Here is a 13,353-nt window from a genome sequence, read left to right as displayed (position 1 = left end):
AAGAAAATATGATTGCACATATTCAAGGAAGATTAGTAGAAAAAACACCAACAGATGTAGTTATAGATTGTGGAGGTGTTGGCTATCATATTAATATTTCGTTACATACATTTTCATTATTACCAGATAGTGAGAGTATTAAATTATATACTTACCTTCAAATAAAAGAAGATGCACATAGTTTATATGGTTTTGTTGAAAAACAAGAAAGAGAACTATTTAAATTATTGCTTTCAGTTTCGGGTGTAGGAGCAAGTACAGCTAGGACTATGCTTTCTTCATTGGCACCGTCTCATATTATTCAAGCAATAGCTTCAAATGATGTAGCAACAATTCAAGGAGTAAAAGGAATTGGAGCCAAAACAGCGCAAAGAGTAATACTTGATTTGAAGGATAAAGTGTTAAAAATTTATGATTTAGATGACGTTTCTATGGTTTCAAACAATACAAACAAAGATGAAGCGTTATCTGCATTAGAGGTTTTAGGTTTTGCCCGAAAATCTGCTGAAAAAGTTATCGAAAAAATCATAAGAGATGTCCCAAATGCCTCTGTAGAACAATTAATTAAGCAAGCATTAAAAAGTTTATAATTTGGAACAAATTAACAATAAATTCTTTGTGAAATTTAAAAATATATTAAAATTACTTTTACTCTTTCCTGTTTTGACTTTCGCTCAAGTGGAAGAAGAACAAGATAGTATTAAAACTGGAGTCGATCTTGGAAAATTGGACGTTCCAAACCCTTCGAGTATAGTTGAGGCTTATACTTATGATCCTGTAACCGATATGTATATTTACAGTAATACGGTTGATGATTTTAATATTAATTATCCCATTGTTTTAACTCCAGCGCAATATCAAGAGTTAGTGTTGCGTGAAGAAATGCGTAAATATTATCAAGAGAAATCGGCAGCAATAGATGGGAAAAAAGATGGTTCCGAAGAAGCTAAAAAAGATTTGTTACCAAGGTATTATGTAAATTCTAAGTTTTTTGAAACAATTTTTGGTGGCAATACAATTGATGTTAAGCCTACAGGTTCGGTTGAAATTGATTTAGGAGTAAGATTTACCAAGCAAGATAATCCTTCATTTTCACCTCGAAATAGAAAAACGACAACTTTCGATTTTGACCAGCGAATAAGTATGGGCTTGCAAGGAAAAGTAGGGACTCGACTTGGTGTAAACATCAATTACGATACGCAGTCTACTTTTGCCTTCCAAAATATGATTAAGTTAGAATATTTTTCTAATGAAGACGATATTTTACAAAAATTGGAAGTAGGTAACGTAAGTTTTCCTTTATCCAATTCATTAATTCGTGGAGCACAAAGTTTATTTGGTGTAAAAGCGCAATTACAATTTGGTAAAACTACTGTTACAGGAGTTTTCTCTGAGCAAAAATCTCAAACGAAAACCGTAACTTCTCAAGGTGGTGGAACTTTACAAGACTTCGAATTATTCGCTTTAGATTATGATGCTGATCGTCACTTTTTCTTATCACAATATTTTAGAGATAAATATGATAAAGCATTAGAAAATTATCCTTATGTGAATAGTCGTGTTCAAATTACGCGTTTAGAAGTTTGGGTAACGAATAAGCAAAATCGAATAAATACAACCGAAAATAATATTAGGAACATTGTTGCGCTTCAGGATTTAGGTGAAGGACCACTCAATAATTTAGACTCACAAGAAATTGTAGCTATGGATTTGGGTGCTCAGCCGGGATTTTTTGGTTCAACACAAATAGGCACTCCCACAGATAATAAGAATAATCAGTTTAATCCAAATAATATTGGGAGTAATTTTTTAAATAATAATATTCGAGAGGTCGCAACAGCAAATAATGGTTTCAATATTTCAGGAATGGAAGAAGGAACCGATTATGCTAAATTAGAAAATGCAAGAAAATTATCTGCATCAGAATATTCATACCACCCACAGTTAGGTTATATTTCATTAAATCAAAAGCTTCAAAATGATGAAGTTTTAGCGGTTGCATTTCAATATACAATTGGAGATGAAGTGTATCAGGTTGGAGAATTTGGTACAGATGGTATTGATGCAACTAACGTAAATAGTACTACAGGTGTAGCAGTACCAACAACACAAGCTTTAATTTTAAAAATGCTAAAAAGTAACTTAACAATCGTTAAGAATACTGTTGGAGGAATAGATTACACAATGCCAGTTTGGAACTTAATGATGAAAAACATTTATCAAGTTCCGGGAGCCTATCAATTACAACAAGACGATTTTAGATTAAACATTTTATATGTTGACCCTTCACCATTAAACTATATTACTAAAGCATCTGCTTCAGCACCAAATTTGCCAGCAGATGTAGATAACGTTCCTTTGCTAAAAGTGTTTAATGTAGATCAATTAAATAATACAAATGACCCAGAGAATAATAGGTATGGAGATGGTTTTTTTGATTATGTTCCAGGTATTACTATTGATCCTCAATATGGTAGGATTATTTTTACTACAAAAGAACCATTTGGTAAATTATTATTTGATAAATTAAGTACTGGAGCTCCAACAGAGGATTATAACAACCCATCTAATATTGGTGCTTATAATGAAAATCAAGCAAAATATGTTTTCAGAACATTATATACAAAAACGCAAGCGGCTTCTTTACAAGAAAGTGAGAAAAATAAATTTAAGTTAAGAGGTCGTTTTAAATCAACAGGAGGTAATGGAATTTCAATAGGGGCTTTTAATGTACCTCAAGGCTCAGTTGTAGTAACTGCAGGTGGTAGAGTTTTAATTGAAGGTGTAGATTATACAGTAAATTACCAAATGGGAACGGTACAATTTCTTGATCCATCTTTACAAGCTTCAAATACACCAATTGAAATTTCTCTCGAAAATAATTCTGTTTTTGGGCAACAAACAAGACGTTTTTGGGGAGTAAATGTAGAGCATAAGTTTAACAAAAATTTCTTGGTTGGTGCTACTTTATTAAGATTAACTGAACGACCTTTTACAAATAAATCCAACTACGGGCAAGAATCCGTAAACAATACTATTTTTGGTGTAAATACTAATTTTTCTACTGAAATTCCATTCTTAACAAGAATGGTTAATAAATTGCCAAATATAGATACTGATGTTCCGTCTAATCTTTCATTTAGAGGTGAAATTGCTTACTTACTACCTAATGCCTCAAAAGCAGATCAATTTAATGGTGAAGCAACTACTTATGTAGATGATTTTGAAGGGTCGCAATCAACAATAGATTTAAGAACACCTACCGCGTGGACATTGTCAAGTGTGCCTTTGGAAGATAATTATGATAATACTCCTACAAATGACGAACCTGCTTCCGATGACTTAAGTATTGGTTATAAAAGAGCAAAATTGTCTTGGTATACCATAGACCCAGTTTTTTATTCCCAAACACCTGGAGGTATTTCAAATGACGATTTATCTTTAAATAGAGTTAGAAGAATTTATTACAGTGAACTTTATCCCGACACTGATATTGCTCAAGGACAAGCAACTGTAGTAAATACATTAGATTTAACGTATTACCCAAAAGAAAGAGGACCTTACAATTTTAACAATGTTATTGCTTCAAATGGTGGAGTTTTTAATGATACTCAGGCTGTTGATAACTGGGGAGGAATAATGCGTTCTATTACTTCTACAAATTTTGAACAAGCAAACGTAGAGTATATACAATTCTGGATGATGAATCCTTATTACAATAATGGCAATCCTGATGATTATGTTGATCCAACAAATACAGGGAAGTTAGTGTTTAACTTAGGAGAAATCTCTGAAGATATATTAAAAGACGGAAGAAAATTATATGAAAATGGTTTGCCAGAAGCAGGTTCTTCAACTCCAACTATTCAAACTGAATGGGGGCAAATTCCTTCTTCTCAATCATTAATCTATGCATTCGATACAAATGAGAATAATAGAAATGTACAAGATGCTGGTTTTGATGGATTATTAGATGCTGAAGAAGCTTTAAAATATACAGATTATGCTACTTATTCAGATCCAGCAGCCGATAATTATCAGTTTTATTTAAGTGCTACAGGTGGTGTTATTGAACGCTATAAAAATTATAATGGCTATGAAGGAAACTCTCCAGTAAATGTAACCGATACAAATAGAGGAAATACCACTTATCCTGATGTTGAAGACATTAATAGAGATAACACTATGAATACTATCAATTCATATTATATCTATGAAGTTCCTTTGGTGCCAAATCCACAAGTTGGTCAAAACTATGTTGTGGATACCAGAGAGCGACCTGCAAGTTTGCCAAATGGTACAACAGGATCAGCTCAATGGGTTTTATATAAAATTCCTATACAAGAAGTAATTGGGACAACTGATCCAGACAGAAAAATTGGGCCAATAGAAGATTTACGTTCTATACGATTTATAAGAATGTATATGGCTGGCTTTAAAGACGAAATTACATTGCGTTTTGGTTCTTTAGATTTAGTTCGTGGTGAATGGAGACGTTATGTAAATACTTTAGATGCAAATGATGCTGATCCAACAAATGATGGAACTGGTTTTGATGTTGTTTCGTTAAATGTTCAAGAAAATTCAGATAGAACTCCAATTCCGTATGTTACACCTCCGGGGGTTACAAGAGAACAATTATATAATAACAATACTGTAATCAATCAAAATGAACAATCTTTGTCTTTAAGAGTTTATGATGGTGATTTAACTAATGGGAATTATAATAACGGTTTAGAAATCAATGATGCAAGAGGAGTTTTTAAGAATGTAAACGTAGATATGCGTCAGTTTAAAAAACTGAGAATGTTTTTGCATGCGGAGGCGCTTCCAACACCTGAAAATCAACCTTTGCTTGATGACGAAATGGTAGCGTTCATTCGTTTTGGTAACGATTTTACAGAAAACTTTTATCAGGTAGAGATGCCTTTAAAAGTTTCTAGTCCTTCATCTAGAACTCCTGAGGAAGTTTGGCCGGTTGAGAATGAAATTGAATTACCACTAAAATTATTAACTGAATTAAAATCAAAAATTATTGGTGATCCTAATTCTGTTGCTCTAGATGTAAATGGAATTCGATTTTTAAATGAGCAGGATTTAGGTTCTTCTAATAGCAGAATGAATATAGGTATTAAAGGTAATCCTAATTTTGGTTTAGTAAGAACTATTATGCTCGGATTAAAAAACAATACTACAGGAAAAGTAATTCGTGGTGAAGTTTGGTTTAATGAACTTCGTTTGTCTGATATGGACAATAAAGGCGGTTATGCTGCGGTTGCTAGTTTAGATACAAATATTGCCGATTTTGCTAATATTTCTGCAACAACAAGGATAAGTACTATTGGTTTTGGAGGCCTAGAACAAGGTCCAAATGAGAGAAGTAGAGAAGATATGTTTCAATATGATTTGGTGACCAATTTTAATTTAGGACAATTATTGCCAAAAAAATGGGGAATTAATTTACCATTCAACTATGCGGTTGGAGAAGAAACTATAACTCCTAAATATGATCCGTTTTATCAAGATATTGAGTTGCAACAGTTATTAGATAATACAACAGATGCTGCTACTAAAGCTAATATCGAAAATAGAGCGATTGACTACACAAAAAGAACAAGTATTAATTTTATTGGTGTTAAAAAAGAAAGAGCACCAGAGCAAAAACAACATTTTTATGATGTAGAGAATTTAACATTATCATATTCATTCAATGAAATGCAACATCATGATTATGAAATTGAAAGTTTGCTAGATCAACAAAATAGAACCGCGGTTGATTATGCTTATAGTTTTAAACCACTAAGTATAGAACCGCTGAAAAAATCAAAAAAATTATCAAAAAGTCGTTATTATCAAATTTTGAAGGATTTTAATTTCAACTTTTTACCTAATAATATTTCGTTTAGTTCTAATATTATTAGACAGTATAACAGACAAGAATTTCGCCTAGTAGATGTACAAGGCTTAGGTTTAGATCCATTATATAGAAGAAATTATTTCTTTAATTATAACTATGGATTTAATTATAACATTACAAAATCACTTAAAGTAAATTATACTGCTGCTACAAATAATATTGTGCGTAATTATTTTGACGCTAATGGTATTGTAGATGACAATTTAGATATTTGGGATGGTTATTGGGATATTGGTCAGTCTAATCAGCACAATCAACAAATTGTGGTTAATTATGAATTGCCATTAAATAAATTACCATTTTTATCATTTTTAAAATCAAATTATACTTATACAGGAGATTATAATTGGCAAAGAGCAACAGATGCTTTTGCAAATTTTGTTGACGAAAGCGGTACTACTTGGAATCTTGGAAATACCATTCAAAATGCAAGCTCTCATACTTTGAACGGGAACTTAAATATGGATATATTTTATAGATATATTGGTTTATTAAAAGATAAAAAGAAAAATAACGCACCTACAAATAATAAAAATGCAACTCCAAAACCAGGACAAAAAGTAACTGCCACAAATAAAAATAACACTCAAAAAGAAGATAATGTATTTGTTAAAGGTCTAAAAGGAGTTTTAATGAGTGTTAAAAATATACAAGGTACTTACAAAGAAACAAACGGTACTGTATTGCCAGGTTATTTACCAGGTTTAGGTTTCTTTGGAACCTCTAGGCCAACTCTAGGTTTCGTAATGGGTAGTCAATCTGATGTTCGTTATGAAGCGGCAAAAAGAGGTTGGTTAACAGAATATCCAGAATTCAATCAAAACTTTACTCAGGTAAAAAATAAACAATTGAATTTTACGGCGCAGTTAGAAGTGTTTCCTGATTTAAAGATTGATTTAACAGGTGAAAGAATGTATATGGAAAATTACTCAGAACAGTTTGATGTGGTAAATGGGCAATATAATTCTCGTTCGCCATATAATACTGGTAATTTTAATATTTCAACCATTTTAATTAAAACTTCATTCAAACAAAGTGATGCTAATTTCTCTGAAGCTTTCCAAGATTTTAGAGATAATCGATTGATAGTTGCAAATAGATTGGCTGAAAAATATTACGGAAATAATAATTACCCTGTCGATGTAAATGGTTATCCAGTTGGTTTCGGTAGAAATAGTCAACAAGTATTGTTGCCAGCATTTTTAGCAGCTTACACTGGAACCGATGCCGCTAAAACATCAACAGGGATCTTTAAAAATGTTCCGTTACCAAACTGGAATATTAAATATACAGGTTTAATGCGTTATAAGTTCTTTAAAGATACTTTTAAAAGGTTCTCATTACAACATGGTTATAGAGCGAGTTATAATGTTAATGCATTTACTTCAAACTTAAACAATACACCGCTAGATGCTAATGGTAATTTCTATTCTAAAACATTAGTTTCAAATGTGAATTTAACCGAGCAGTTTAATCCGTTGATGCGTGTTGATTTTGAAATGAAGAACTCGATTCGTGTTTTGGCTGAAATGAAAAAAGATAGAACTTTAAATATGAGTTTCGATAATAACTTATTAACTGAAGTTAGTGGAAACGAATATACATTAGGATTGGGCTATAGAATTAAAGATGTAACGATAAACTCAACTTTAGCTGATAACCCAATGGGCGTAATTAAAAGCGATATCAACTTAAAAGCCGATTTTACTCTAAGAAAAAATACAACTATAGTTCGTTATTTAGATTATGATAATAGTGAATTAGCAGGTGGGCAAAATTTATGGTCAATCAAGTTCACAGCAGATTACTCGTTTAGTAAAAACTTAACGGCTATATTATTTTACGATCATCAGTTCTCAAAAGCAGTAATTTCAACTTCGTTCCCAATAACAAATATTCGAGGCGGATTCACATTGCGATATAATTTCGGAAATTAACAAAAGACGCTTTAAAAATTATTTTTTTTAAATTACATTTGTCGGAAATAATAAACAATACAAAATGAATATACCTTCAAACTTAAAGTACACTAAAGAACACGAATGGGTTTCTATTGATGGAGATGTTGCAACTGTAGGAATTACTGAATTTGCTCAAAAAGAATTGGGTGATATCGTATATGTAGAAGTAGAAACACTAGATCAAACTTTAAATAAAGATGAGGTTTTTGGTACTGTAGAGGCAGTAAAAACAGTTTCTGATTTATTCTTACCATTAACAGGTGAAATTATCGAATTCAACGAAAATTTAGAAACAGAACCTGAAAAAGTGAACTCAGATCCTTATGGAGATGGTTGGATGATTAAAATCAAAATAGATAACCCTGCAGAAGTAGAAGATTTACTTTCGAGTGAAGATTATAAAGCACTTATCGGAGCGTAATTTTTTTTGGCTGGCTATTATTTGGACATTATTCATTACTGTTCTTTGTTTGGTTAGCGTAAATGATTTACCTTCGGTTTCAATCCAAAATAAAGACAAAATAACGCATGCAATGTTTTATTTTGTTTTTGTTTTTTTGTGGGGAAATGCTTTTACAAAGAATTCTAAAACTTTTTTTAAAGTATTTGTATTTGCAATTCTTTATGGCATAATTATTGAGATATTTCAGGGTGTGTTTACAGAAACGCGATCGGCAGATTTTTTCGATGTTTTAGCAAATACATTTGGAGCTTTACTAGGTTTACTTTTACTTTTTATAAAAAAAATAACCTAAAATTTTTAAACAAATCTATTATTAACTATATTAGCACCTCAAAATTTAGAATATGGAATTAAAGAAAAATCCTAATGTTGACCCGAAAAGAAATAGCTTGCTGTATTTTCAAGTAGGATTAATGGCGATCTTGTTATTGTCTTATTTGGGTATTGAATTAAAGTCAATGGATCCTATTCAAGAAAAAGAAGAAGGATTTGTAACAGACAATTTAGTTGTAGATGACGAAGAAGCAATTATAACATTACCTCCTGTTCAACAATTACCACCGCCACCACCGCCAGCTCCAGAAGTTATCGAAGTGGTTAAGGATGAAATTAAAATTGAAGAGAAAAAAATCGAAACTACTGAAGTGCAAGAAAACAAACCAGTTGTGGTTGTTAAAGCATCAGATGTAGGAAGTACTGGAGGAGATGCTCTAGAAGATTTAGATGCTGAAGTTCCTTTTGCAGTTATTGAAGATATTCCATTGTTCCCTGGTTGTGAAAATGTACCAAAAGCAAAAAGAATGGAATGTTTTAATGAGCAAATGAACAAGCACATTAAAAAATATTTTACTTACCCAGAAAGCGCTGCTGAGGAAGGAATTCAAGGACGTGTAGTAGTTCAGTTTGTTATTGATAAACAAGGAAATGTTACTGATATCCAAATGAGAGGTCCTAAAGGAGGAGCAGATCTTGAGAAAGAAGCAAAAAGAATTATCGAAAAGCTTCCTAAATTTACTCCAGGTAAACAAAGAGGGAAACCAGTAAAAGTTAAATATGGTTTACCAATTACATTTAAATTACAATAATTTAATTATATAAAATCCCTCCAAATTCGGAGGGATTTTTTTTGGCATGCATATTGTATAATGTTAACTGTTAAAGAGTTGTTAACAATTAAATACTATACATTATGAAAACAAATGCAAATTTAAAGTCTAGAAGTAAAAATAGTTTTATCTATTTTCAATTAGGATTAATTGGTTCTATGTTGGTAATTCTTTTTATTTTAGAATTTCAGTTTAAAACAATTAAACATGAAGTAGCAGCAGTAATTCCGACAATTGGTATCGATGATGAACCAGAAGATAAAGTGTATAGAATTATTGAGCGCTTGCCACAAGCTAGCGAACCTATAATTAAAAATCCTCTTCCGGCAAAAACATTGCCAGATGTAGTTAACGATTTTGAAGTAAAAGATAATAATGTAATAACAAATAGTAATAATACTTCAACTCAAGATAATTTTACAGATACAACTAATAACAATGATACTCCTACAGAAACTAATAATACTACTATTACTGAAGTTCCTTTAAGTAGACCATTTGAAACAGTTTTTTCAGTAGAGCAGTTGCCAATGTTTCCAGAGTGTAAAGGACTTTCTCGTGCTGAACAAAAAGAATGTTTTGAAACACAATTGTCTAAAAGAGTAATAAAAAATGTTGTATATCCAGGTGATGATCTAGAAAATGGAAAACAAGGTACTGCTTTAGTAGAATTTATTATAGACGAAAAAGGTGAAATTACTAACGTAAAAGCTTTAGACAATAAAAGAGCTACACCTGAAATGCAATTAGCGGCTATTAAAGCAATAAAAAAATTACCAAAATTAATTCCAGCGAAGCAAGGACAAAAAGCTGTAAAAGTAAAATATACACTTCCAGTTTCATTTAGATTGAATTAAAACAAATAAATTAATAACACAAAAAAATCCCAATTCGTTGGGATTTTTTTATTTTTACCATCTAATAAAAATAGAAATGAATATCAAGCAATATTTAGATTCAACATATTTAAAAACAGCCGCTCAAGCAGGTTTGTCGGAGAAAGAGAATAAAGAAGTTGTAACAGCTGCAATTCAAGAAGCAATTGATAACGATTTTAAGTTAATTATGATTCGTCCTGAGTTTGTAAAATTAGCTAAAGAAATGATTCAAAATGCTAATTCTAAAGTAACAGTTGGAACTGTAATTGATTTTCCAAACGGGCAATCCTCGGTTGAAGAAAAAATTTCAGAAGCCAACAAAGCTATTGAAGATAATGTTGATGATTTAGATTTTGTTGTAGATTATGAAGCATTCAAAAGAGGTGAAATTGATTATGTTAAAAATCAAGTTTTAGAATGTACTAAAGTTGGTTTGGCTCAAGGTAAAATTGTAAAGTGGATAATCGAAGTTGCAGCTTTAACAAATGAAGAAATTGTGCGTTTATCAGCATTAATTAAAAATGTAGTAATAGCAAATTTCAAAGAAAATGTTTATGAAAATGTATTTGTAAAGTCTTCAACAGGATTTTATAAAACAGAAGAAGGTAAGCCAAATGGTGCAACTGTTGCTACAATTAAATTGATGATAGAAAATTCTTGTCCACTTCCAGTAAAAGCGGCAGGCGGAGTAAGAACTTATGAAGAAGCGGTTGAAATGATTAAATTAGGTGTAAAAAGAATTGGTACTTCTTCTGCAAAAGCTATAGCAAATGGAGAAGTTTCAGAATCGGATTATTAATATGAGAAATTTTTTAGTAGTTTTTAGTTTAATTGTTTTGTCAAATGTTGTTTTTGCTCAAGAAAAAAATTAACATTTTCCTATATTTTCTGAATGCGAAAGTGTAGCTGTAGAACAAGAACAAGAGTGTTTTAATAATACGATTCAGCAATTTGTTTTTCAAAATTTTAAAGTTTCTGAAGCTGATAATAAGGTGAAAGGAACTATTAATGCTGTTTTTGAAGTCGATACAACAGGTGTTTTTAAACCTTTATATATCGATGCTCCAACAGATGATTTGAAAAAAGAAACAGAAAGAATATTTGCATCGTTACCAAAAGTAAAACCGGCAACTTTTTCTGGAAGAAAAACCTATGCAAAGTTTAATTTAAAAATTGATATTCCGTTACAAGAACCTAAAAAGTATAAAGCAGAAACAGATTTTAATAAAGGTCAAGATAGAACTAATAAAGAGTTGATTGATAATTCTAAAGAGTTAACTGAATTTGAAGATGTAGCTAAAAATTACAAGAAATTCGACAATCCTCAATTTAAGAGTTCTTTAAATTTAGCATTTACTCATCAAAATTATGCGGTTTTCGACGCGTTAATAAACCAAGTGGGTAGTAATAATCATACGGCAACAAAGCCCTATTCTTATGCAGAAGTTGCAAAATATTATGATTTTGAAGCAGTTTATCAGTCATTAGCTAAAACACAAGAAAGTTGGTTGGGAAGAAAATTTTGGAACGAAAACTTAATTGCTATTCAAGGAGAAAATTATTGGTTTACTTTAAATCCAATTGTAGATTTTAGAATTGGAAAAGATACAAAAAGTGAAGCTTCAAACACATTTGTAAATACAAGAGGTTTAAATGTGCAAGGTGGTTTAGGACAACAAATTACATTTTCAGCATCTATTTATGAAAGTCAAGGACGTTTTGCAGATTATTATAATGCTTATTCGGAAAGTATAAAACCATCAGGTGGAAACCCTGCGATTATTCCTGGTATTGGTATTGCTAAAAGTTTTAAAGATGACGCTTACGATTTTCCAATGGCAGATGCTAATATTAAGTTTAAACCAAGTGAAATTTTTGACTTACAATTAGGTTATGGAAGAAATTTTATTGGTGATGGATATCGTTCTTTATTACAAGGAGATGGGGTAAGTCCGTATCCTTATTTTAAAATAAATACTACTTTTTGGAAAATTAAATATACCAATACATATATGTGGCTAAAAGATGTTCGTCCAGATGTTACTGTAGATGGAACTTATGCTACTAAATATATGGCAAGTCATTATTTAAGTTATAATGTCTCTAAAAAATTAAATATTGGTTTATTTGAAAATGTAGTTTGGACCAATACTAATGATAGAGGTTTTGATGTGAATTTTGTTAATCCAATTATTTTTTACAGAGCAGTTGAGTTCTCGTCTTCATCTAAAGCAGGAAATGCTGTTTTAGGTGCCACAGCTAAATATAAATGGAACAATAAAGTAAATTTATACGGTCAGTTTTTATTAGATGAGTTTTCAATTGGAGATGTTAAAGCAGGAGATAAAAGTTGGAAAAATAAATTTGGTTACCAATTAGGAGCTAAATATTACGATGCTTTTAAAGTTAAAAACTTAACGCTTCAGTTAGAATATAATCATGTAAGACCATATGTTTATTCGCATAGTAATCCGTTAACAAATTATGCACATAACAATTTAAGTATGGGGCATCAATGGGGCGGTAACTTCAGAGAATTAGTTGGAATTGCTAGATATTATAAAGGAAGATATTACGGAGAAATGAAAGTGACTTTTGGACAAAAAGGATTTGATTTTAATGATGGAACAGATAATTATAATTACGGAGGAAATATATTTTTAAGTTATAACGATGATCGTCCAAGAGACACAGGTGTTACAATTGCTCAAGGAAATAAGACCAATATTTTTATTACCGAATTACAATTAGGTTATTTAGTAAATCCTTCATCTAACTTAAAAGTATTCGGAAGTTTCTTATATCGTAATTTTGATCCAACGGCTGAAACTGCAACAACAGTTAAATCTAACACAACTTGGATTTCTGTTGGAATTAGAAGCGATTTATTTAACTGGTATTTCGATTATTAAAATACTAAAAAATCCTACAGCAATTGTAGGATTTTTTTATTTTATCAAATATTATAAAGTGTCCCTAAAAAAACTAAGAACTATTTACTGATTACTATTCACTAATTTAGTATCTT

At 31.0% G+C, this 13,353-nt stretch carries 8 protein-coding genes; all 8 read left to right on the top strand.

The features are described from left to right. Window positions 1–8: 8 nt before the first annotated feature. Complete coding sequence (gene ruvA / locus GCU34_RS08925; protein WP_072783165.1) at window positions 9–590, top strand: Holliday junction branch migration protein RuvA; 582 nt, start codon at window positions 9–11, stop codon at window positions 588–590. Window positions 591–633: 43 nt separating this feature from the next. Continuing rightward, window positions 634–7,854 carry a T9SS outer membrane translocon Sov/SprA gene (sov, locus tag GCU34_RS08920; RefSeq protein ID WP_449403952.1) on the top strand — a complete coding sequence of 2,407 codons (7,221 nt, stop codon included), beginning with the start codon at window positions 634–636 and terminating at the stop codon, window positions 7,852–7,854. A 64-nt stretch (window positions 7,855–7,918) separates the two neighbouring features. Then, the gene (gcvH, locus tag GCU34_RS08915; RefSeq protein ID WP_072783167.1) at window positions 7,919–8,299 is read left to right on the top strand and encodes a glycine cleavage system protein GcvH; all 381 of its coding nucleotides are present in this window, start codon (window positions 7,919–7,921) and stop codon (window positions 8,297–8,299) included. Then, on the top strand, window positions 8,268–8,633 hold the full coding sequence (locus GCU34_RS14400; RefSeq protein WP_152378428.1) for a VanZ family protein: 366 nt from the start codon (window positions 8,268–8,270) through the stop codon (window positions 8,631–8,633). The genes gcvH and GCU34_RS14400 overlap by 32 nt, the downstream gene beginning before the upstream one ends. A 52-nt stretch (window positions 8,634–8,685) precedes the next feature. Next, window positions 8,686–9,426 carry an energy transducer TonB gene (locus tag GCU34_RS08905; RefSeq protein ID WP_072783169.1) on the top strand — a complete coding sequence of 247 codons (741 nt, stop codon included), beginning with the start codon at window positions 8,686–8,688 and terminating at the stop codon, window positions 9,424–9,426. Window positions 9,427–9,530: 104 nt separating this feature from the next. Next, window positions 9,531–10,304 carry an energy transducer TonB gene (locus GCU34_RS08900; RefSeq protein WP_072783171.1) on the top strand — a complete coding sequence of 258 codons (774 nt, stop codon included), beginning with the start codon at window positions 9,531–9,533 and terminating at the stop codon, window positions 10,302–10,304. A gap of 76 nt (window positions 10,305–10,380) precedes the next feature. Further along, on the top strand, window positions 10,381–11,124 hold the full coding sequence (deoC, locus tag GCU34_RS08895; RefSeq protein ID WP_072783172.1) for a deoxyribose-phosphate aldolase: 744 nt from the start codon (window positions 10,381–10,383) through the stop codon (window positions 11,122–11,124). A gap of 193 nt (window positions 11,125–11,317) precedes the next feature. Continuing rightward, a complete protein-coding gene (locus tag GCU34_RS08890; RefSeq protein WP_317040807.1) occupies window positions 11,318–13,237 on the top strand; it encodes a gliding motility protein RemB in 1,920 nt (639 codons plus the stop codon). Window positions 13,238–13,353 lie beyond the last annotated feature (116 nt).

This window comes from Flavobacterium haoranii, from assembly GCF_009363055.1.
Classification (GTDB): Bacteria; Bacteroidota; Bacteroidia; order Flavobacteriales; family Flavobacteriaceae; genus Flavobacterium; species Flavobacterium haoranii.
The sequence above is the reverse complement of the archived record's forward strand: the minus strand, read 5'-3'. Positions and strand labels throughout refer to the sequence as shown.